Genomic DNA, 21,733 nt, shown 5'->3' with positions numbered 1-21,733 from the left:
CCCACGAGACGGAAGCAGGAATCTTCTCCATGACCTCCCCCTCCACCGCGGCAGCGCCCCTGCGCATCGCCGTGCTCTCCGCCTGGCACGTGCACGCCGAGGAGTACGGTCGGGCGGCGATCGAGCACCCGGACACGGAGCTCGTCGCCGTCTGGGACGACGACACCGCGCGCGGCCAGGAGCTCGCCGAGCGCCTGGGCGTGCCCTTCGAGGCCGATCTCGACGCCCTGCTGGCCCGCGAGGACCTCGACGGCGTCACCAACACCACCGCCACCACCGTGCACGACGAGATCCTCGGCAAGGTCATCGCCGCGGGCAAGCACGTGTTCACCGAGAAGCTGCTCTCGCCGAGCGTCGAGGGCTGCGACGCCCTCATCGACGCGGCCGGCGAGGCGGGCGTGGCGCTCACCGTGTCCCTGCCCCGGCTGTCCCACGGCTACACCGTGGCCCTGCGGAAGATCCTCGGGGACGGCACTCTGGGCCGCATCACCTACGCGCGCGTGCGGCTCGCTCACGACGGCTCGACCCGCGACTGGCTGCCCGCACGCTTCTACGACCCGGCCGAGGCCATCGGCGGCGCGTTCTCCGACCTCGCCGCCCACCCCGTCTACCTCACCCAGCTGATCCTGGGGGAGGACGCCTCGAGCGTCCGCTCGAGCTATACGGACATCACCGGGCGCGGCGTCGAGGACAACGCGTCGGTCACGATCACCACGCCCGACGGCGCCATCGGCGTCATCGAGACCGGGTTCGTGACCCCTGCCAGTGGCTTCACCATCGAGGTCCACGGCACCGAGGGCTCGCTGCTCTACGGCTTCGGTGGCGAGACGATGCTGCTGACCACCCGTGAGGGCACCACCGAGGTCGAGGTCCCCAGCGACATCGACGCGCCGTTCTGGCAGTGGGTCCAGGCGATCCGCACCGGCGAGCCGACGCTCGAGAACCTCGCCCGGGCCCGCGCCCTCACCGCCCTGGTCGTCGCCGCGAACGCCGACGCCGGGATCTGACCGGGCAGCAGGCACGGTCCGCCGAAGCTTGCACCTGCTGCAGGACCCGCCCCACCCCACCCCTGACATACCCCTGACATCCGCTCACGAAGGAGCACCCCCATGACCGTCACCCTTCCCGTCCGCATCGGCCTCATCGGCGGCGGCGGCATCGCCAACGCCCACCTCAAGGGCTACTCCACGATCCCCGACCGCGCGCGCGTGGTCGCGATCGCCGACGCGAACCCCGAGACCCTCGCGCTGCGCACCGAGGAGATCGGCGCCAAGGGCTACTCGGACTTCACCGAGCTCGTGCAGGACCCCGACGTCGACGCCGTCGACATCTGCCTGCCGCACCACCTGCACAAGCCCGCGATCGTCGCGGCGGCCAACGCCGGCAAGCACATCCTGTGCGAGAAGCCCCTGTGCCTCACCGCCGAGGAGGCCGCCGAGGTCCGCGCGGCCGTCGACGCCGCCGGCGTCACCCTCATGTGCGCGCACAACCAGCTGTTCATGCCGGCCGTCGCCAAGGCCAAGGAGGTCATCGACTCCGGTGCCCTGGGCGACGTCTACGAGGTGCGCACCACCGACTCGTTCTTCAACGACTTCGACCCGGAGAACATGGGCTGGCGCGCCCACACCGCCACCAGCGGCGGCGGCGAGTACATCGACACGGGCTACCACCCGACCTACCTGCTCATGCACCTCTCGGGCGGCCGTCCGAAGCAGGTCTTCTCGATGATGTCGACCCACCGCCTGACGTTCATGGAGGGCGAGGACTCGGCACAGGTCCTGGTGCGCTTCGACAACGGCAGCGTGGGCCAGCTCGTCACCTCCTGGGCCTACCAGGCGGCGCCCGGCACCGACCGCTTCTCCGTGGTGGGCGAGAAGGGCTCGCTGAGCTCCGACGGCTCCACCCTGCGCGTGAAGCTGCGTGCGGAGGACGAGGAGCAGGTGTTCGCGGCCGAGCCCATCGACACCTTCGCCGCGGAGATCGCCGACTTCGTGACCTGCCTGGAGACCGGCAAGCGCCCGCTCAACACCGAGGAGGAGGGCATCGCCGTGCTCGGCATCATCCTCGCCGCCTACGAGAGCGCCCGCACCGGTGCCGCCGCGGAGGTCATGAGCGCCTGAGCCCTCGGGCTGAGAACAGGCATCCGCCGCTCCACGGCGGATGAGAGGGAGGTCGGGCGTCGCACACCGTGCGCCACCCGGCCTCCCTCTGCGTCTCGTGACTGATGGAGGATCCGCCGGATCCGCGGCCGCTCACACCCGCACGACGCCCCCGGGGCTCGTCAGGCACGCACGACACGCAGGTGCAAGGGCAGCGCGTCGTCGAGGGCGGTGATCCGCGGATCGGTGATCATGGCCCCGTCGACCGTGGGCAGCGCGAGATAGCCACGGCGGATGCGCACGTGCAGTGCGCCCGCGTCCGACCCGTCGGAGGGCGCATCCGTGGGAAGGGTCTCCGTGGGCGGGGGCTCTGGAGGCAGGGTGTCCATCCGCCATCGACGCGGGTGCGCCCGCAGCTCCCTCGTCCCCTCGCCCGTGGCGGGGTCGGCGAGCAGCGCGGCCCACAGCTCGCCGTCGGTCATCTGAGCCAGGTCCGCCGCGTCGAACGACGCTCCCGCATCGAGAGCGTTGGTGACCAGGTGTTTCAGCACGGCGATCGGGACGACGTTGGAGGGCGCGCGCTGGTGGCGGGCCTCCGCGACGATGAGGTCCACGAGCTCGTCGGCCGTCTGCTCGTCGGTGTCCACGGCCCCGTCGACCAGGCGCATCCGTCCGAGCATCTCGCGTGGGGATGTGGTGGTGCGTCCGTGCACCTGGCCGCTGCGCAGGAACGAGTCGAGGTGGTCGAGCGTGAGGGCGCCGGAGGAGTTGGTCAGGGGAGAGAGTCGCTCGCCCTCGTCGATCGCGATGATCTCCTCGGCCTCCACGCCGTGCCGCCGCAGCACCGGATCGAGCTCGGCGATCCGCTCGCGGCCGATCGTGTGATGGTCGAGCCCACCGAGCCCCTCGAGGGTGTGGCTGAACGGCAGATGCCCGATGTCGTGCAGGAGCGCCGTCGCACGAGCCGCGCGATCATCCGGCGCGAAGTGCGCCGTGAGCGCGAGGACCCCCAGGGAGTGTTCGATGCGCGAATAGCTCTGGGTGGTGGTGAACGAGGCGATGCCGGCGTGGGCGACGAAAGCCAGGCGCCGCACCCACCAGGTGTCCAGCAGCTCGAGCTCCAGCGGGGTCAGCTCGACCTCGAGGCGCCAGACGGGATCGAACCAGCGTCCGTCCAGCCCCAGGGTATCGGCGTCGATCCCGCGCATGTCGTGTCCTTCCGTCATCGTCGCCATCGGCCGGCAGCTCCGGCTCGTCAGTCGTGCGCAGCCGACCGGCTCACCGCTGCAGATCGCCCCGAGGCACTCGATCGCGGTCGTAGGTGATCTCCGTGTAGCCGTGCGGCGCGGGCCGCCCGTCCTCGTCGACGTTGACGAACACGAGCTCGTCGATCGTGAGGATGCTCTGCTGGGTGAACAGGTTCCGGGCCTCGGCGCGCATCGTCAGGGAGGTGCGTCCGAACTTGGTCGCGACCAGGCCGATCTCGACGATGTCGCCCTCGCGGGCCGAGGAGACGAACACGATCTCCGACATGAATTTCGTGACCACGCGCTGGTGGCCCAGCTGGATGATCGCGTAGACGGCCGCCTCCTCGTCGATCCAGCGCAGCAGGCTGCCGCCGAAGAGAGTGGCGTTGGCGTTGAGGTCCTCGGGGCGCACCCACTTGCGGGTGCGGAAGGACATGACCGGCTCGGACGGGGAAGTCTCCATGTCTGGACATCGTAGAGATCGCCGCACGTCCGCATGAAGACTGTGTGGCGCAGCCTGTACTGGGCGGCGCAGCGAGTGCCGGGGCAGGCGGCACGGGCGGGACGCAGGATGGCAGGATCGGATGCATGGTCAGCGAGGACCGCGAAGTCGGCGAGGACGGCGAAGGCCGTGAGGACCGCGAAGGTCGCGAAGCCGGTGGGCACGGGAGGCACGGGGCCGGGCGCCTGCTCTGGGACGTCGACGTCGCGATCCGGCGCGCTGAGGAGTCCCCGGCCCTGTCTCCTTCGCGGGCGCGGATGCTCGTCCTCTCGCCCGACGACTCGGCGATCGTGATGATCCTTCGCACTCGACCCGGCCGCGATCCCTATGGCGTGCTCCCCGGCGGCGGCCTCGAACCGGACGACGCCGATCCGCTGGCCGGCGCGCTGCGCGAACTCACCGAGGAGACAGGACTGCGAGGCGACGACGTGGAGCTCGTGACCAGCAGCGTCATCGTCGAGGGCGAGCAGTGGATCTACCTCGGCCGCGCCCGCCGCCGGCTCCCTCTGCGCCTGGGATGGCCCGAGACGGATCGGGACGCCGAGGCCCACGGCACCTACGAGCCCGTGTGGCTGAGCCCGTTCGTTGCGCTCGAGCAGCTCGGTGGAGGGGTGCATCCGCACTGGATCACGGGGATGATCGCAGGAGGACGCTGAACCGCGAGGAGGCGGCATGCGCATCACCGACCATCCATACCGAGAGAGCGACGACGGCACACCGCGCCTGACCCGCCGGTCCGCCGCAGCGTTCTCTCTCCTCGCGTTCGGAGGGCTCGCCGCCTGCACCGATACCGGGACGTCACCGCAGGGGAGCGAGTCCGAGGACCATGCGACCGACAGCAGCGGATCGTCGTCGGACGGAGGCGGATCGCCAACGGACGAGGGCGGCGCCTCGTCGCGCGGCGCCGAGGACGTCGAGGTCCTCGCCGAGGGCCTCGAGGCGCCCTGGTCCATCGCGTTCCACGGGCAGACTCCGCTGATCAGCGAGCGCGACAGCGCCCGCATCCTCGAACGGGCACCGGACGGGTCCCTGCGCACCGTCGCGACGATCCCCGGCGTCGCCCCGCAGGGCGAAGCCGGACTGCTGGGCATCGCTGTGCGCGACGGAGCTCTGTTCGCGCACTCCACCTCCGCGGACGGCAGCCGTATCCAGCGCTTCGAGATCACGGGCGCACCCGGGTTGCTGGGACTCGGCGAGGCGACGACCCTGCTCGGCGGGATCCCGTCGGCCGCGAACCACAACGGCGGGCGCCTCGCCTTCGGGCCGGACGGGAAGCTCTACGCAACAGCCGGCGACGCCGGGGACAGGGACGCCGCGCAGGACGTGGACGCACTCGCCGGGAAGATCCTGCGGCTCGAGGCCGACGGGTCCGTGCCCGGGGACAACCCCTTCCCGGCCTCGCCCGTGTTCAGTTTCGGGCACCGCAACCCGCAGGGCATCGCCTGGGACGAGGACGGCACGATGTACTCGAGCGAGTTCGGTCAGGACACCTGGGACGAGCTCAACGTCATCGAGGCCGGGAAGAACTTCGGGTGGCCTACGGCCGAGGGCATCGCCCACGAGGACGGCCTTGTCGACCCCCAGCAGCAGTGGCACCCCTCGGACGCCAGCCCGAGCGGCATCGCGATCTCGCACGGCACGATCCACATCGCCGCCTTGCGCGGCGAGCGCCTCATCGACGTGCCTCTGAGCGACCTCTCGACCTCGACGCCGCGACTGGTCGGTGCACATGGCCGGCTGCGCGACGCGGTCATCGCCCCGGACGGCTCCCTGTGGGTGCTCACGAACAACACCGACGGTCGCGGCTCGCCTTCTGACGGCGACGACCGTCTGCTGCGGGTGAGCACCGGATGAGGCGCCGGGCTCTCGCGGAGTGGCCGAGGGCGGAGGGGACCCGGGCCGACGCGCAAGGGCACGGTTCCGGATGAGTCGGGACGCTCCCGGCCGGCGATCTCCAGCGGGGGCGTGCACTTCGCGTAGTCATACGTCGGGTCACGACGAATAGAGCACGCGACCCGACCTATGACTACGCGTGGTGCACGGGGCCCCGGAGCATCCAGCGCAGCGCATCGGGGAGCACCACCCCGCCGTGGTTCGGGCTGTGCCCGCCGTCGCCGAGCTCGATCCGCAGGTCGTAGCCGGCCTCCGCGAGGGATGCCGCGGTGCGCAGGTTCTCGGCGAGCCAGTTCATCTGCGGCTGGTTGTGGTTCAGGTCCCGCTGGCCGATCTGCAGGAAGAACCGCAGCGGTCGCCGGGGAGTCGACGCGATCAGCGCCGGATAGGGGTTGCCCTCCGGCATCTGCGCGACGCTCGAGAGGCAGCAGATGGCGCCGCCGAACGCGTCGGGCCTGTGCCAGGCGGCCGTGAAGGAGCAGTCGCCGCCGCTGCTGCCGCCGCACAGGATCGTGCGACGGGGGTCACCGAGGATGCTCCTGCGCGCCCTCACCAGGGGGAGCACCTCCTCGAGGAGGAAGCGGGCGTAGGTGTCGTCGGCCGCGTCGTACTCGAGGTTGCGCTGCCTGGGCGCAGGCTCCGCACTCTGCTCCGAACCGGGCTCAGCGCTGGTGCGCCGTGTGCCGGGCTCGACGAAGACGCCGATGGTCGGCGGGATGGCGCCCGAGGCGGTCAGGTTGTCCAGGACGATGCCGCCGCGCACCTCGCCCTCGGGGTCCAGGTACCAGCCGCCGTCCTGGAAGACGACCACACCGGTGGGGTCACCGGGAGCGATGGTCGCGGGCGTGTGGATCCAGATCCGTCGGTGCGTACCGGGGAACAGTGCGCTGTCCTCGAGCGCGATCTCCTCGGTCGTGCCGGGGGACACGCCCGGGGCGCGAGCGGAATCGGGCCCGTGCGCGTAGACGACATCCTCGAGATCGAGGGGCAGGGCGCGGAACGGGACGATCGTGCTCACGCGGCTGACGCTAGGGCGCCGGGCACGAGCCGGCAACGCATTTCCCGGGCGGTCGAGCCTCCGGCCGGGCGTCCTGACCCTGTGCTCCCGCCGGTCTGAAGGGCGGAATCAGCGTTCGCGCGCACCGGCCGAAAAGTCGGTCTCCAGCGGGGGCGTGCACTTCGCGTCGTCATACACGTCGGGTCACGGCGAAGAGAGCACGCGACCGACCTATGACCACGCGTGGTGCACGGGGTCTGTGACCACGCGAGGTGCACGGGGTCTGTCGAGACCTCGCGGTCGAAGTGGTCGGAACGGCGGGGCGGCCAGATCTCAGGCTCGGCGTCGCCCGCAGGTCCGGTCCGCTCCGTCAGATCGCGCCCTGCGCCTCGGTGCCGGAGGGCAGCGGAGTCATGCGAGTGACCAGGGTGGGCTTCTCGATGAGCTCGGCGATGTCCCCGTTGAGGATGCCGACGGCCTCGCCCGCGCCATGGGTGTCGAGGTCCTGGACGGTCGTCCACTTCTCGATCATGGTGATGGTGCCGTCCTCGGCGTCGTGGATCGAGTAGAGCTCGCAGCCGGGCTCCTCGTGGACGGCGGCGATGCCTCGCTGCATGGCCTGCACGAGCTCCTGCTTCTTCCCGGCCTGGGGGTAGAACACGGCGGTGACGATGACGGTCATCGGGACAGCTCCTTCGCGTCGGTCCGGCGGCCTCCCGCCGGTGGCTCGAACGTATCAATCCAGCTCAGCGGCATCGAGCGCACCCCAGGATGTGGACCGTGCGATGCTGGGACAACCACTGGGCGGACCACTCGCGCCAGATCGCACCGAGCAGAGCCGCCCGGTCCTGCAGGCCGCCGAGCACCCGGTCCGCGCTCCGTCGGAGGAGACCACGATGAGCACTCTGGACGACGTCCGCCGCCTCGCGACCGCCCTGCCCCAGGTCGAGGAGTCGACCTCCTACGGCTCCCCGGCCTTCCGTGTGGCCGGGAAGGTGTTCGCGACCGTCCGCGGCCCGCGCCGCGCCGAGATCGTGGACCGGGTCGTCGGCCCCGACGCCGAGATCCTCGTGGCCTGGTGCCATGACGTCGGCGAGCGCGAGGCGCTCATCGCCGCCCGCCCCGACCGCTTCTTCACCACCGACCACTACCGCGACCACCCGAGCGTGCTGGTCCGCCTGGAGACCGTCGAGGACGAGGACCTCCGCGAACTGCTCGAGGACGCCTGGGACGCGCGCGCCCCGCAGTCCCTGCACCCGGGGGAGTGAAGCGGTCCCCGCATCTCGCGCCCCTCCCGCATCTCGCGCCTCTTCCGCCTCTCCCGCCTCTCGCGGTCCGAGAACGGCCCTCGCCATTCCCGGCGGACCGTCGTTGGATGGTTACGCTGGCCGATGGCCCCGCGGCCGCACAGAATCCCCGACAGCGATGGAGCATCCGGACATGAGCACACGGCGGAACCAGGGATCCACGAGCGCCGCATCCGCGCAGGCCCTCGACGCCTTCGCCCAGATCATGGGGTCCTCGCACGTGCTCACCTCGAAGCGTGCGACCGCCCCCTACGCCACCGGCGACCGCTTCGGCTCCGGCGACGTACTGGCCGTGCTGCGCCCGGGCTCCCTCGTGGACATGTGGCGCGCCCTGCAGGTGTGCGTCGACCACGACCTCATCGTCATCACCCAGGCGGCCAACACCGGCCTGACCGGCGGCTCCGGCCCCGGCGACCAGGACTACGACCGCGACATCGTCATCATCTCGACGCTGCGGATCGACCAGATCCATCTCATCAACGACGCCCGCGAGGCGATCTGCCTGGCCGGCGCCACCCTCTTCGAGCTCGAGGAGACCCTCGCCGAGCACGGACGCGAGCCGCACTCGGTGATCGGCTCGAGCTCCATCGGCGCGTCCGTCGTCGGCGGGATCGCGAACAACTCCGGAGGCAGCCAGATCCGCAAGGGCCCCGCGTTCACCGAGCACGCGCTGTTCGCCCGGGTCGACGAGGACGGCACGATCCACCTGGTCAACCACCTGGGCATCGACCTCGGCACCGACCCCACTCATATCCTCGACAAGGTCCAGCGCGGCGACTGGGACCCGGCCGACGTGACCCCTCCGCCGGAGGACTCGACCGGCACCGACTACGCGGACCACGTGCGCGAGATCGCCGACACCCCCGCCCGGTACAACGCGAACCCGAAGTTCCTGTTCGAGGCCTCGGGCTGCGCCGGCAAGCTCATGGTGTTCGCGGTGCGCACCCGCACGTTCCCGCTCGAGACGGACAAGGCGACCTTCTACATCGGCACCGACCGGCCCTCCGATCTGGAGGCGCTGCGCCGCACGTTCCTCGCCTCCGACGGCCCGCTGCCGATCTCCGGGGAGTACATGAGCTCCCACGCCTTCGACCTCGCCGCCGAGTACGGCAAGGACACCTACGTCTCCCTCAAGCACGCCGGCAGCCGCACCCTGGTGCGCATGTTCGCCCTCAAGAGCTGGGCGAACGGAGTCTTCGAGAAACTCCCGGGCTTCGGTCCCTCGGTCGCCGACGAGATCTCCCAGAAGCTCTTCGGCCTGATCCCCGAGAAGCTCCCGAAGCGCCTGCTCGATTTCCGCGACCGCTTCGAGCATCACCTGCTGCTCGTCGTCAGCGGCAGCGAGCGCGAGGCCACGCAGCGCCTGCTCACCGACTTCTTCGCCGCGCCCGAGCACGAGGGCGAGTTCTTCGAGTGCGACGCCGACGAGGCCCAGAGCGCCACCCTCATCCGCTTCGGCGTGGCCAGCGCCGCCGGCCGGTACTTCACGATGCACCGCGAGGAGGCGTCGGCCATGGTCACCTTCGACGTGGCGCTGCGCCGCGACGACGAGGACTGGCTCGAGGTGCTGCCCGCGGAGATCGCCGACCAGCTGCTGGAGAGCGTCTACTTCGGGCACTTCTTCTGCCACGTGATGCACCAGGACCACGTGGCGAAGGCGGGCGTGGACCCCGTGGCCCTCAAGAAGCGCATGAGGACGCTGCTCGAGGACCGCGGCGCCGCCGTCCCCGCCGAGCACAACTACGGGCGCATCTACCCCGCGCCCGAGCCGATGGTCGAGCACTTCCGCGAGATGGACCCGCGCAACATGTTCAACGCGGGCGTTGGCGAGACCACGGCGCACAGGGACTGGGCGGACGCGCCGGCCCACGGCTGACGGCAGCTCCCGGCCCGGAGCTGGCGGCCGGCCCCGCTCACACCTGTTCGATCGCGGCCAGGTGCTCGGGCTGCACCGCGTCGACGTGCGCGGCCGCCTCCTCGTGGTGCTCGACCCAGCGCGCCACGTACGGGCAGACGGCGACGATCCGCCGCCCCTCGCGCACCGTCTGCTCGAGCGCCGTGCGGGTGAGGGTGGAGGCGAGCCCTCGGCCCTCGTACTCGTCGAAGACGACGGTGTGGAAGAAGATGCGCTGCGGGGCGTCGGCGCCGTCGACGTCGACGTCGCGGTATTTCGAGAACCCGGCATGGTGCTCCCCGACGAAGACGTCGAACCGCCTCTTCCCGGGGTTGTCGCGGATGAAGGCACGATCGGGCGTGCCGTCGGCCTCCGCCTCGGGCGCGGCGGCGTCCTGCGCGGTCGTGTCCGGCTCGGTCTCGTCCGGTGCGGCGGGGTGCGCGCCATCGGGGTCCGGCGCACCGGGCGTCTCGGGGGTCGGGCTCTCGCTCATTGGGGGTCTCCTTCGTGAGGGTCTGCGGGAATGCGGGGCCGGCGGCGGGCTGTGATGCGCGCGTTCGGGAGCGTGGGCGCCGGCAGGGGAGCGGGCGTGCCCTCGGGGAACGGTCCGAAGCGGGGGATGGCCGACGGGCTCGGCGCCGGACCTGCCGCCGCCGTCGGACCTGCCGCCTCGAGCGCCGCGTCGTCGTCCTCCCCACCGATCTCGCGCTGCCACTGCGCACGGAATGCGGCGATCTCCTCGTGGCTGCGGCCCACGAAGTTCCACCACATGACGATCTCCTCGGCGAAGGGCGGCCCGCCGAGGAGGATCAGACGCGTCGCCTCCGGACCGGCGTCGATGCTCAGCGCGTCGGCGCCGACCTCGACGTGCGCGAGGTGGTCGGCAGGGAGGTCGACGGCGGCATCGCCGCCCGGGCCCACGCCGACTCCCGCACCCGCGCCCACCCGTGCCGCGCCCGTGTCCACGAGCAGGCCGTGCTCGAAGGTCGGATCCAGCGCGAGCTCGAGATGTGCGCCCGCCGGTAGCAGGATCTCGGCGGCGAGGGCCGGGGTGCGGGTGACGATGGGGGAGGAGCCGCTCCCGGCGAGCCGCCCGAGATAGGTGCGCACCGCCGCGCCGCCGACGTCGACGAGCGGGGCCACGTGGTGCTGGGAGGCGGGCGGGCCGCCGCGCTCGGCATCGGGGAGCGCGTACCAGAGCTGCACGCCGTGCAGCACGGTGGTGCTCGCGGTCGAGAACTCCGAGTGGGAGACGCCGCGGCCGGCGATCATCAGGTTCACCTCGCCCGGGCGCACCGTGTTCGCGAACCCCGTGGAGTCGATGTGGTCGATCTGCCCCTCGAACAGCAGCGTCACCGTCGCGAGGCCCGTGTGCGGGTGACGCGGGACGGCCATGCCGCCGGTCGCGGCGACGTCGTCAGGGCCGAAATGGTCGACGAAGCACCAGGGGCCGATGAGCGAGCGGGCCCGCTGCGGCAAGGTGCGGCGCACGGTCATCGCGCGCGGCCCGCCCAGCGGCACGTCGCGCGGGGTGAGCACGCTCGGGCGCGGGGCGTCTCGTCCGGACGCTCGTGCGGTCAGATCCGTGCCCGGGGCGGCCGAGCACAGCAGCTCGCGCGGATGCTTCTCCGTCGTCGACATCGTCGCCTCCCTCTGCGCGCCGGCGCAGGTCCAGCCTATGCGCGGGCATCCGTGCCCGGCAGTCGGACGGGCCGCGGGTCGTGTTGCCGGTCGTCGGGCCCGACGGTAGATTCGAGGACCAGCCGAGTGAGCCACGGCACCCTCCGCGATGACCCCTCTGAGGAGCGAGATGACTGCCCCACCCGTCGGCCGCCTGTGTGCCGGCATCATCGGCACCGGCGGGATCTCCCGCGCGCATGCCCCCGGTTGGATCGATGCCGGCGCCGAACTGCACGCCTTCAGCCTCGAGGGCGCCGAGGCCTTCGCCGAGCAGTTCGGCGCGATCCTCCACGACGACCTCGACGAGCTGCTCGCCGCGGTCGACGTCGTCGACGTCTGCACCCCCACCCCCAGCCACCCCGGGATCGTCCACCAGGCGCTCGATGCCGGGCGCGACGTGGTCTGCGAGAAGCCGCTCGCGCTGCGTGCGCAGGACGCCCGCGACCTGGTCGAGCACGCCGAGCGCGCGGGACGTCTGCTGTTCCCCGCGCACGTGGTCCGCTTCTTCCCGCAGTACGCGGCGGCGAAGCAGGCGATCGAGCGCGGCGCGATCGGCACACCGGCCGTGCTGCGCTTCGAGCGCACCGGCGCGATGCCGAGGCAGCCCTGGTTCGCCGACGAGTCCCGCTCGGGCGGCATCGTCATGGACCAGATGATCCACGACCTCGACCAGGCCATCTGGATGGCCGGCCCCGTGACCAGCGTGTTCGCCCAGCAGAACCGGCGCGGCGAGGACGGCTCCCTGCGCACGGCCCACGTGGCCCTCACCCACGAGGGCGGCGCGATCAGCCACTGCCGCGGGCTCTGGGGCGCACCCGGGACCGTCTTCCGCTACACGTTCTCCCTCGCGGGGGACGGCGGCCGCCTCGAGTACGACTCGGCGAGCGGCGACGGCGTCTCCTGGGACGAGGTCGCCATCGCCGGCCGCAGCTCCGGCGGCGACTACCTGCCCGACGTCTCCGGCATGGCCAGCCCCTACGCGCTAGAGATCCGCGACGCCGTCGCGACCCTCGAGACCGGCTCCGCCCCGCGCGTGAGCGGGGCCGACGGCGTCACGGCGGTCGAGGTCGCGCTCGCCGCCCTCGAATCCATCGCGACCGGACGGAGGATCGCATGCTGACCGCGGACGACCAGGTGGCCGACCGGCCCGAGCACGCGGCGGACCGCCCCCTGCGCATCGCCCTGCTCAGCTGCGCCCACACCCACGCCGCGGGCTACGCGTCCCTGCTGGATGCCCGCGAGGACGTCGACCTCGTCGTCTCCGACCCCGACGGCTTCGGCGACGTGCACGTCTCCGAGCGCTCGCGGATCGTCGGCAGCCACGAGGAGGCGCTCGACGCGTGGTCCCACGGGCCGGACGCCGTCGTCGTCACCAGCGCGAACGCCCACCACCGCGATCTCGTCCTCGAGGCCGCGCGACGCGGCGCGCACGTGCTGTGCGAGAAGCCGCTGGCGACCACCGTCGCCGACGCCGAGCAGATGGTCGAGGCCTGCCGCGAGGCGGGAGTGCTGCTCATGACCGCCTTCCCCGTGCACTTCGCCCCGCAGGTTGCATCCCTGCGCGAGGCCGTCGCGCGCGGCAGCATCGGCGAGGTCGTCGGCGTGACCGGCACCAACAACGGCAAACTGCCCACGGGCCGCGACTGGTTCACCGACGTCGAGCTCTCCGGCGGCGGCGCGCTCGTGGACCACACCGTGCACATCGCCCAGATCCTCGACTCCGTGTTCGGGGAGCCGCAGACCGTCCACGCCGTCACCAACCGGATCCTCTTCGCCGACCGCGCCGGGGACGGCGCCGAGACCGGCGGACTCGTCACCCTCACCTACCCCGACGGGCTGGTCGCGACCATCGACTGCTCCTGGTCGCAGCCGGCCGACGCCCCCACCTGGGGAGGCGTCACCATCCAGGCCGTCGGCACCCAGGGGCTGCTCGCCGTAGACCCCTTCTCGCAGCACGTGGGCGGATTCGACCAGTGGCTGCCGTACGGCGCGAACCTCGACGAGCTCATGCTCGATGCGTTCCTCGACGCCGTGCGCCAGGGGAGCGGCAGCGACGTCGAACCGAGCGGTGAGGCCGGCCTGCGGACCGTGAAGATCGTCGCCGCAGCGCAGGAGTCCGTGCGCACCGGACAGCCCGTCGCGCTCGCCGACCTCTGATCCACCTCTGATCGAGCGCTGACCGACCGCCGATCCCGCGCCCGATCGGTTCGCCCGCCGCGTTCTCTCCCGAACGTTCTCTCCCCGAAGGTCCTGTCGCGGACGGGCCGGTGTTGATCGCAGCCCGGGCCCGCCCAGGGCATGCCCCGCGACCGATCAGCGCGCCGTCCACGCCTCCCACAGTCGCGCGTAGAGCCCGTCGCCGACGGCCAGCTCCTCGTGGCGGCCGATCTCGGCGATCCGTCCCTGCTCCATGACCACCACCCGGTCCGCCGCCGCGGCCTGCGACAGGCGGTGGGCGACGACGAGCCCGCCGCGACCCGCGAGCACCGCCTCGGCGGCGGACTCGAGCGCCCGGGCCCCGGAGGAGCCGGCCTCTGCGGTCGCCTCGTCGAGGACGACGAAGTCGGGGGCCGCGAGCACGATGCGGGCGAGCGCGAGCATCTGCTCCTGCATCGCCGTCAGGCGGTGCGCGCCCTCGCCGACCAGGGTCGCCAGCCCCTCCGGCAGCGCCGCCGCCCACTCGAGCGCGCCCACGTGCGCGAGAGCCCGCTCGACCTGGGCGTCGTCGGCCCCGGGACGCGGAAGGCGCACGTTCTGCGCGACCGTGCCGTGGAAGACGTGCACCTCCTGGCTGATCATCGCCACCCGTCGCCGCAGCTCGCGGGCGGGGAGCGCGCGCACGTGCTCCTCCCCGAGGCGCACGCTGCCGGCGCTGGGCGGGACGATGCCCGCCGCGATCTGGGCGAGCGTCGACTTGCCCGCGCCGGTCGCGCCCACCACCGCGACCACCTCCCCGGGGGCGATCGTGAGGTCGACGTCGGCGAGCACCATGCGCTCGGGATCGTAGGCGTGGGCGATGCCCGCGAGCACGAGGGGCGCGGGACCGTCGGCCCGCTCGCCCTCGACCGGCCGGGCCGCGTCCTCGCCCTCGGCGCCGAGCAGGCTCTCGCGGACGCCGTCGGCCGGGAGATCGATGACACCGACCATGCGGGCGAGCGATGCGCCGGCCGACTGGATCTCGTCGAACATGCCCACGAGCGCGCCGATCGGGTTGAACAGGCGATGGAACAGCAGCGCCGCGGTCGCGACGCCGCCCGCGCTGAGGCCGCCCGACTCGACGAGGAAGAAGCCCACGACCAGCAGGACCACGAGGGTCACGGCCTCGGCGCGGTTGTTGCGCGAGAAGGCCCTGGTGAGGAAGCGGAACACGTGGATCGAGAGATCGCGGGCGCGGGAGGAGGCGGCGTCGATCCGGTCCAGCTCGGTGCGCTCGGCCTCGAAGGCGCGCAGCGTCGCGGCGCCGCCGATCCCGCCGAGCATCCGCTGCGAGCGCACGCCGAAGGCGATCCGCTCCTGCGCGTAGATCGGTCCCGACCGCGGCAGGTACCAGCGCAGCGTCAGCCAGTACATGGGCACCGCGACCAGGCCCGCGACCCCCAGCCGCCAGTCCACCGCGGTCATGCCGGCCGCGGAGACGACCACCACGAAGAGCGACTGCAGGAACATCGGCAGGATCAGCGAGGCCGCGTCGGTGACCACGCGGGAGTCCTCGGCGACGCGGGAGACCAGGTCGCCGCGGCCGCCGCTCTCGACGACCGCCGAGTCCACGGACAGCGCGGCGTCCATGACGTCCTCGCGCAGCGAGGCGACCGCCGGCTCGGCGAGCGCGGAGGTCCACCAGCGGCCGAGCCATGTGCCCAGGCCCCCGACGACCCCGGCGCCGAGCACCCAGATCGCGCCGGTCACGACCGGCCGCATCGTCGGATCCGCGGTGAGCTCGTCGACCAGGTCGCCGACGATCCACGGGCCCACCAGCCCGCAGATCGCGGAGACGACGCCGGCGGCGACGATCGCGATCAGCAGCAGCGGTCGCCGCGTGAGCATCGGTCGGATCTCGGCGAGGATCCGGCGCGGCGGCGCGGTGGGCAGGAGCGGCGAGGCGGCCGACGGGGCGGTGCTGGTCGTCATCGCTGCACGCTCCTGACCAGGGTCGGCACCGTGTCCTCGGGGATCTCGACGACCAGGTCGGCGAGGGCGCGGAAGGCGGGGGAGGCGGTGAGGACGAGGGTCGAGCGCTCTGCGCGCAGCACCTGGACGCCGCGGGCGATCGTCCACTCGGTCACCGAGTCGACGGCGCTCGTGGGGTCCTCGAGCACGAGCACGTCCGGGTCGGCGTGCAGGGCGCGGGCGAGGGCGATGCGCTGGCGCTGACCGCCGGACAGGTTGCTGCCGGCCTCGCGGACCTCGTGGTCCAGGCCCGTGCCGACGGCCTCGAGCACCTCGTCGGTCGCCGAGGCGGCGAGCACGGCGGGGGAGACCTCCGGGGAGATCGAGGGGGCCTCCGGGGAGACCCCCGGTGCGATCGAGGGGGCATCCGGGGAGACCGCGCGGGGAGCGACGGCGTCGAGGTCGTGGGTCAGCGTGATGTTGGAGCGGATGGTGCCCTCGAACAGGTCCGCCGCGTGGGGCGAGAGCACCATGCGCGGGGCGACAGGACGGGGCGCGCGGGACCTGTCCGTCCCGCCCAGCAGCACATGACCGGCGCCGTCGTGGCCGGCCAGGGCGTCCGCGAGGCGCGTCGCGACGCTCGGCTGCGCGGCGTCGATGACCACGAGACCGGCCGGAGGGACCGCGAGGTCCAGGGTGCGCGGGGCCTCCGCGTCGGCCGCATCGAGCGAGAGCCCGCGGATCTCGAGGGCCGAGCTGGTGGGGGCGGGGGAGTCGACGGCCTCGACCTCACCGGTCGAGAGATAGTCGGCGAGGCGCTGCGCGGCGCCGTGGGAGCGCGCGAAGACGGTGACGGTCATGGTGAGCGCCTGCACGGGCTCGGAGAAGAAGGCGGCGACGCCGACGATGGAGACCAGCTGCCCGACGCTCAGATCACCGCTGGTCACGCGCCACCCGGCGAGGAGCAGGACCCCGGCGAGGATGATCGCGACCGAGAGCGTGCCCAGGCCCGTGACGCGTCCGGAGAGGTCGGCGGTGCGCACTCCCGCGCGGGCGGCCTCGCGCGAGGTGCCGTGGTAGCGGGCCGACGCCCAGCGCTCGCCGCCGATGGCCTTGAGGATGCGCAGTCCGCCCATGGTGTCCCCGGCGGCGGCGCTGGCCTCGGCGATCGCCGCCTGCTGCACGCCGCTGCTGCGCGATATGAGCCTCGAGGGCCCCGCGATCACGAGCAGCGTGAGCGGCACGCCGACGATCACCACGAGCCCCACCAGCACGTCCGTCCACAGCAGGTACAGCGAGGCGCCCGCGAGGCCCACCACGGCGGAGCCGCCGACGGCGAGCTGGCGGAAGATCGTGGCGGCGACGTCGGCGTCGGCCGTGGAGAGGGAGAGGACCTCGCCCGGGCGCCGGCCGCTGAGCGCGCCGCGCGTGAGCAGGGCGTGGCGGGCCACCTCCACCCGCAGGGCGTGCGCCTCCCGCAGCAGCGAGAAGTGCATGCATCGCGAGCCGAAGCGGTAGGAGAAGGACAGTACCGCGAACAGCGCGAGCAGGGCGAGCATCGACACCAGCAGTGCGAGGCGATCCATGGGCACCACCGCGCGGTCCACGATCACGCCGATCGCGATCGGCACGATCGCCTCGCACGTCTGCCACAGCGCCATCAGCAGGAAGCCGGGGATCACGGCCCCCAGGTGCCGGCGCAGGGCGCGGCGGACGAGCGCCCACGCGGTGCGCGGCGGGGCGGGACGGTATGCGGGCCCTGGTGCGGCGGCGGCATCGGTCCCGTCACCGCCGTCTGCCCCGTCGGACCCGACGGCGGCGTCGCCGGCAGACCCGCCCGAAGCTCTCGCGCCGCGCCGTGCCTTCCGCTCGAGCGGATCCGTCCAGGTGTCGACGGGCGGCGGGGCGGCGGCGTGCGCGGGGACGTCACGTGTGCGCGTGGCAGGCATCGTGCCTCGGGCTTCCAGGAAAAGGGCGGGTGGAGGTGAGCCCGGGGCGAGGGGCTGAGGTCAGCCTAACTCGTGGGGGTCGAGGTGTGCTCGGCGGGGGTCTGCTCCACCGGCTGCTCCTGTTCCGCCCGCTGCTCCTGCTCCTGCTCCTGCTCCACCCACTCCGGCTCCACGAGCGTCACGCGCGGGGAGGCGCCGTCCTCGCGCAGCAGGCGGACGAGCTCGCGCACCGCGAGCTCGCTGATCTCCACGCGCCGCGGATCGATCCGGGGGATCCGCGCGAGCAGCGGGCTGATGGCGGCGAGGTCCTCGTCGGTCAGCGCGATCGTCAGCAGCTCGGGGTCGGCCAGGGCGCCGCTCGCCGCGGTCGCGAAGAGCACCTCGGTGACACCGCTGAGGCCGAACACGGCCGTGCGCCTGCCCCCTCGCGCGAGGTCCCGGGCGCGGGCGGGGACGTCCGGCAGCCCACCTCCGTCGAGGACGACCTCGAGCCCCGTGCCCTCCGCCTGCTCCTCGATGCCGAGCAGGAAGCGGGAGACGTCGTTGCGATGGCGACGGTGCCCGGGCTCGCCGAACAGCAGCAGACGCTCACAGCCTTCGTCGGCCGCGCGGTCCACGACCATCCGGCCCAGGCGCTCGAAGTCCAGGTCCACGACGCTGCCGTTGGGGAAGCCCACGGGCTTGCCGATGAGCACGAACGGGAGACCGGCCTCGATCACGGCCGCCACGCGCTCGTCGTGCCGGCCGAGCTCCATGAGGATCAGCGCCTCGCACACGCCCGTGCGCACCACGCGGTGGATGCCGCGCGCGCCCTCCTGCGCGGTGACCAGCAGGATGTCGTAGCCGAAGCGCTGCGCCTCCCGGGCGATCGCACCCACGAAGCGCATCAGCACCGCATCGTTCCCGTAGGCCTCGGGCACCATCAGCCCGATCACCCCGCTGCGGCGCGAGCGCAGGGCGCGGGCCCCGGAGTTCGGGTGGTAGCCGAGCTTCTCGATGGCGTCCTCGACCCGTCGCCGCGTGGCGGCGGAGATCGGGCGGGAGCCGGTGAGCACGTAGCTGACGGTGCTCTGGGAGACGCCCGCCAGGCGTGCGACGTCCAGGCTCGTCGGCGCGCTCCTCCTCACCGGCATACCCCCTCCGCTCGTGCCTCACACGGCTCCGCCACCTGCGCTCCCAGTCTTCCACGACTCCAGGGCGCTGCTGCGCCCGTCGGAGCGATCCAGCTCCCGCGCCGCCGCGAGCGCCTCGCCCATGATCTCGGCGAGATCCACGGTGCGGCGGTCCTCGGCGGAACGGACGGCCGCCTCGACGATCGCCTGGGTCCAGACGTTCTCGTGCACCTCCGACTCGGGCGTGGTGCCCTCGCGCAGTGCCGCGCAGAACGCGGCGAGCGATGAGTCGAGCTCCCACAGGGCGTCGGCCTCCGGGACCCGGCCAGCGACCTCGCGGCCGTCCTCCCGCGTGGCCGACGGAGGGTTCTCGCCGTCCCAGGCGACGGTGCCGTGCGGGCAGCTGAGCGACCACTCACCGTTCCAGCTGGTCTCTCGCCCCGGCGAGCACCACGAGCCCTCGAAGGTGTGCACGGCGCCGGAGTCGAACCGGATCGTGACCGTCGCCGCCGCATCTCCGTCGTACCAGCTCCACGGCGGGTTGCTGGAGACCGCGGTGACGGACTCGGGGGTGCCGGCGACGAGCACGCGGGCCGCGTCGAAGGCATGGATGGCCATGTCCACGATGAGCGGCTGCGCCATCGCCTCGCGGAAGCCACCGAAGCGCGGCGCGCGGGAGAAGCGGGTGGCGACGATGCCCGCGCCGCCCAGCTCGGCGGCCAGCCGGGCGGCCTCTCGCAGGTGCGGGTTGTGGCGGCGCGACTGGGAGACCATGAACAGCTTCCCCGTGGACTCGGCGTGCCCGGCGAGGGAGAGCGCCTGCGCGAGGGTCGCCGCGCACGGCTTCTCGCCCAGCACCGGGTACCCGGCGTGCAGCGCATCCGCCGTCACGGCGTGGTGGGCGGCGGGGATGGTCACGTCGATGATCGCCCGCGCCCCGGCCGCGCGGGCGACCTCGAGGGCGTCGGTGCCGGTGCGGACGGCGTCCCGCTCGTCGGCCGGGACGAGGCCCGCGACGGCGCCCGCCGCCGCCCCGTCGATCACGTCGGCCACGCCCACCAGGCGCGCATCGCGAGAGCGCAGCACGGTGGAGATCCATGCCCTGCCCATTCCTCCGGCGCCGACGACGACCACGGGCAGCCTTCCCGTGCCCTGTGCTCGGGGATCCGTCTGCGCCATCACGCGCCCTTCCCCGCCGCCTCGGCGTCGCCCACTCCCTGCCCGCCGTCGCCGGTGAGGAACCAGTCGGTGGGGTAGCGGTCCAGGAAGGGCACCTCGCGGTCCGCGGTCGCGGGCCGCGCCCAGTCCACGCCGTTGGCGATCACGCGGCGCACATGGGGGTGCTGGTAGACCGGGTAGTCCTGGTCGCCGGGGGAGAAGTAGAAGATCTTGCCCTTGCCGCGGCGGAAGCAGCAGCCGGAGCGGAACACCTCGCCCCCGCTGAAGGAGGAGACGAACACGAGCTCGTCGGGCACGGGGATGTCGAAGTGCTCGCCGTACATCTCCTGCTCGTCGATGACGATCGGGTGAGGGACACCGGCGGCGATCGGGTGCGAGGGGTTCACGGTCCACACCAGTTCGCGGTCGCGCTCGTTGCGCCAGCGCAGGGTGCAGGTCGTGCCCATCAGACGCGTGAACGGCTTGGACCAGTGCCCGGAGTGCAGCACCACGAGTCCCATGCCGGCGAGCACGTGTCGCTGGACCCGCTCGGCGACCTCGTCGCTGACCTCGTCGTGCGCCATGTGGCCCCACCAGGTGAGCACGTCGGTCGCGGCGAGCACCTCCTCGCTGAGCCCGTGCTCGGGATCGTCCAGCAGGGCGATCCGGGTGGTCACGCCGTCGCCGAGGTTCTCGGCGACGGCGTCGCGGATGGCGGCGTGCATGCCCTCGGGGTAGTTCTCGCGCACGCGGGCGTCGCGCTTCTCATGCCGGTTCTCGCCCCAGATGGTCACGCGCAGCGGTCGCGCGGTGGTCGGGGAAGCGGGGGCGGTGGTGGTCATCGGAGTCCTCTCGGGGTGGGGTCGTGGTGATGCGGGGTGCGGTGATGCGGGGTGCTGCGGGGCGGACGCGGGCGCGGCGGGGTCACTTCACGGCGCCTCCGGTGGCGCCCGCGGCGATGTACTTCTGGGCCGCGATCATCAGCACCACGGCGGGGACCGAGGACATCACGGCCGTCGCCATCACGGCGCTCCAGTCGGTGTCGTTGGTGCCGATGTACGTGTAGAGCCCCAGGGTGACCGGGCGGATGGTCTCGCCGGTGGTCAGCGTCAGCGCCATCAGGAAGTCGCTCCACGCGAAGAGGAACGAGAAGATCCCGGCGGTGATCAGCGAGTTCCGGCTCACCGGCAGGACGATCGAGACGAAGGCGCGCAGGTGGCCGCAGCCGTCCACGCGCGCGGCCTCGACGATCGAGGTCGGGAAGGTCTCGAGGTAGGCGCGCATGATGAGGATCGAGAAGGGGATGCCCTGGGTCGCATCGGCCAGGATCAGCCCCGGCATCGAGTTGATCAGGCCCAGCGGCGTGTACGCCGTGTAGAGGGCGTTCGCGATCACGATGCCCGGGATCATCTGGCTGATCAGGACCAGGAACACGAGCACGGCGGTGCCGCGGATGCGGAACTGGGCGAGCGCGTACGCGCACGGGGCGGCGATGACGAGCGACAGGATCGCCGCGCCGACGGCGACCACGAGCGAGGTCAGCAGGTTCTGGCCCTGGTCGGCGAACGCGCGCGCGTACCCGCCGACATCGGGATGCAGGGGCAGCAGGCCCGTGTTCAGGCTGTTGCCCTGCGGGGCGAGGGAGGCGTTGACCATCCAGTAGACGGGGAACAGCATGATCGCGACGAGCACGATGCCGATGCCGGTGTGGACCAGGCCGCGCGGGGCGCGGGAGCGCGGCCGCGCCGGAGCGGGGGATGTGCAGGGTGCGGTGGCTGTGGTCATGGC

Annotated in this window: 20 protein-coding genes; 8 read left to right on the top strand and 12 right to left on the bottom strand. The window is 72.5% G+C overall.

Features of this window, described 5'->3' with window-relative positions:
- Positions 1–29: 29 nt before the first annotated feature.
- Positions 30–1,007: a Gfo/Idh/MocA family protein gene (locus tag I8D64_RS16115; protein WP_200503823.1), complete on the top strand. Its 978-nt coding sequence runs from the start codon at positions 30–32 to the stop codon at positions 1,005–1,007.
- A 102-nt stretch (positions 1,008–1,109) separates the two neighbouring features.
- Positions 1,110–2,120 (top strand): Gfo/Idh/MocA family protein, encoded by a 1,011-nt coding sequence (locus tag I8D64_RS16110; protein WP_200503822.1) that lies wholly within the window; start codon positions 1,110–1,112, stop codon positions 2,118–2,120.
- A gap of 161 nt (positions 2,121–2,281) precedes the next feature.
- Here the strand turns inward: I8D64_RS16110 and I8D64_RS16105 are convergent, their stop codons facing one another.
- Positions 2,282–3,307: an HD domain-containing protein gene (locus I8D64_RS16105; RefSeq protein ID WP_200503821.1), complete on the bottom strand. Its 1,026-nt coding sequence runs from the start codon at positions 3,305–3,307 to the stop codon at positions 2,282–2,284.
- Positions 3,308–3,377: 70 nt separating this feature from the next.
- Positions 3,378–3,809 (bottom strand): acyl-CoA thioesterase, encoded by a 432-nt coding sequence (locus I8D64_RS16100; RefSeq protein WP_200503820.1) that lies wholly within the window; start codon positions 3,807–3,809, stop codon positions 3,378–3,380.
- A gap of 125 nt (positions 3,810–3,934) precedes the next feature.
- On the opposite strand from I8D64_RS16100, the gene I8D64_RS16095 reads away from it, so the two are divergent.
- Positions 3,935–4,504 carry an NUDIX domain-containing protein gene (locus I8D64_RS16095; RefSeq protein ID WP_200503819.1) on the top strand — a complete coding sequence of 190 codons (570 nt, stop codon included), beginning with the start codon at positions 3,935–3,937 and terminating at the stop codon, positions 4,502–4,504.
- A gap of 16 nt (positions 4,505–4,520) precedes the next feature.
- The gene (locus I8D64_RS16090; RefSeq protein ID WP_200503818.1) at positions 4,521–5,702 is read left to right on the top strand and encodes a PQQ-dependent sugar dehydrogenase; all 1,182 of its coding nucleotides are present in this window, start codon (positions 4,521–4,523) and stop codon (positions 5,700–5,702) included.
- 172 nt (positions 5,703–5,874) lie between these two features.
- On the opposite strand, the gene I8D64_RS16085 is transcribed toward I8D64_RS16090, so the two are convergent.
- Both I8D64_RS16085 and I8D64_RS16080 read right to left on the bottom strand, forming a co-directional pair.
- Positions 5,875–6,759 (bottom strand): alpha/beta hydrolase-fold protein, encoded by an 885-nt coding sequence (locus I8D64_RS16085; RefSeq protein ID WP_200503817.1) that lies wholly within the window; start codon positions 6,757–6,759, stop codon positions 5,875–5,877.
- A gap of 349 nt (positions 6,760–7,108) precedes the next feature.
- The gene (locus I8D64_RS16080; RefSeq protein ID WP_200503816.1) at positions 7,109–7,420 is read right to left on the bottom strand and encodes a putative quinol monooxygenase; all 312 of its coding nucleotides are present in this window, start codon (positions 7,418–7,420) and stop codon (positions 7,109–7,111) included.
- Between the two features lie 214 nt (positions 7,421–7,634).
- On the opposite strand from I8D64_RS16080, the gene I8D64_RS16075 reads away from it, so the two are divergent.
- Both I8D64_RS16075 and dld read left to right on the top strand, forming a co-directional pair.
- The gene (locus I8D64_RS16075; RefSeq protein WP_200503815.1) at positions 7,635–8,006 is read left to right on the top strand and encodes an MmcQ/YjbR family DNA-binding protein; all 372 of its coding nucleotides are present in this window, start codon (positions 7,635–7,637) and stop codon (positions 8,004–8,006) included.
- Between the two features lie 172 nt (positions 8,007–8,178).
- On the top strand, positions 8,179–9,921 hold the full coding sequence (gene dld, locus I8D64_RS16070; protein WP_200503814.1) for a D-lactate dehydrogenase: 1,743 nt from the start codon (positions 8,179–8,181) through the stop codon (positions 9,919–9,921).
- A 37-nt stretch (positions 9,922–9,958) separates the two neighbouring features.
- Here dld and I8D64_RS16065 read toward each other — a convergent pair whose 3' ends face one another.
- On the bottom strand, positions 9,959–10,432 hold the full coding sequence (locus tag I8D64_RS16065; protein ID WP_200503813.1) for a GNAT family N-acetyltransferase: 474 nt from the start codon (positions 10,430–10,432) through the stop codon (positions 9,959–9,961).
- On the bottom strand, positions 10,429–11,580 hold the full coding sequence (locus I8D64_RS16060; RefSeq protein WP_200503812.1) for a pirin family protein: 1,152 nt from the start codon (positions 11,578–11,580) through the stop codon (positions 10,429–10,431). The genes I8D64_RS16065 and I8D64_RS16060 overlap by 4 nt, the downstream gene beginning before the upstream one ends.
- A 169-nt stretch (positions 11,581–11,749) precedes the next feature.
- Here I8D64_RS16060 and I8D64_RS16055 point away from each other — a divergent pair, with 169 nt between their 5' ends.
- Together I8D64_RS16055 and I8D64_RS16050 are read left to right on the top strand one after the other, a co-directional pair.
- A complete protein-coding gene (locus tag I8D64_RS16055; protein WP_200503811.1) occupies positions 11,750–12,739 on the top strand; it encodes a Gfo/Idh/MocA family protein in 990 nt (329 codons plus the stop codon).
- Positions 12,733–13,776: a Gfo/Idh/MocA family protein gene (locus tag I8D64_RS16050; protein ID WP_200503810.1), complete on the top strand. Its 1,044-nt coding sequence runs from the start codon at positions 12,733–12,735 to the stop codon at positions 13,774–13,776. Before I8D64_RS16055 ends, I8D64_RS16050 begins: the two co-directional genes overlap by 7 nt.
- Before the next feature lie 156 nt (positions 13,777–13,932).
- Here I8D64_RS16050 and I8D64_RS16045 read toward each other — a convergent pair whose 3' ends face one another.
- The 6 genes from I8D64_RS16045 to I8D64_RS16020 all read right to left on the bottom strand — a co-directional run bounded on the left by I8D64_RS16045 (position 13,933) and on the right by I8D64_RS16020 (position 21,730).
- Positions 13,933–15,747: an ABC transporter ATP-binding protein gene (locus I8D64_RS16045; protein ID WP_200503809.1), complete on the bottom strand. Its 1,815-nt coding sequence runs from the start codon at positions 15,745–15,747 to the stop codon at positions 13,933–13,935.
- Complete coding sequence (locus I8D64_RS16040; protein ID WP_200503808.1) at positions 15,744–17,675, bottom strand: ABC transporter transmembrane domain-containing protein; 1,932 nt, start codon at positions 17,673–17,675, stop codon at positions 15,744–15,746. Before I8D64_RS16040 ends, I8D64_RS16045 begins: the two co-directional genes overlap by 4 nt.
- 65 nt (positions 17,676–17,740) lie before the next feature.
- Positions 17,741–18,808 (bottom strand): LacI family DNA-binding transcriptional regulator, encoded by a 1,068-nt coding sequence (locus I8D64_RS16035; RefSeq protein WP_200503807.1) that lies wholly within the window; start codon positions 18,806–18,808, stop codon positions 17,741–17,743.
- Positions 18,809–18,826: 18 nt separating this feature from the next.
- Entirely contained in the window at positions 18,827–19,966 is a 1,140-nt protein-coding gene (locus I8D64_RS16030; RefSeq protein ID WP_200503806.1) for a Gfo/Idh/MocA family protein, read from the bottom strand.
- Complete coding sequence (locus tag I8D64_RS16025; protein WP_200503805.1) at positions 19,966–20,787, bottom strand: ThuA domain-containing protein; 822 nt, start codon at positions 20,785–20,787, stop codon at positions 19,966–19,968. The genes I8D64_RS16030 and I8D64_RS16025 overlap by 1 nt, the downstream gene beginning before the upstream one ends.
- 82 nt (positions 20,788–20,869) lie before the next feature.
- Positions 20,870–21,730 carry a carbohydrate ABC transporter permease gene (locus I8D64_RS16020; RefSeq protein WP_200503804.1) on the bottom strand — a complete coding sequence of 287 codons (861 nt, stop codon included), beginning with the start codon at positions 21,728–21,730 and terminating at the stop codon, positions 20,870–20,872.
- Positions 21,731–21,733: the final 3 nt, after the last annotated feature.

This window comes from Brachybacterium halotolerans (assembly GCF_016623465.1).
Lineage (GTDB): Bacteria > Actinomycetota > Actinomycetes > Actinomycetales > Dermabacteraceae > Brachybacterium > Brachybacterium halotolerans.
This window is presented reverse-complemented; position numbering and strand designations above follow the sequence as displayed.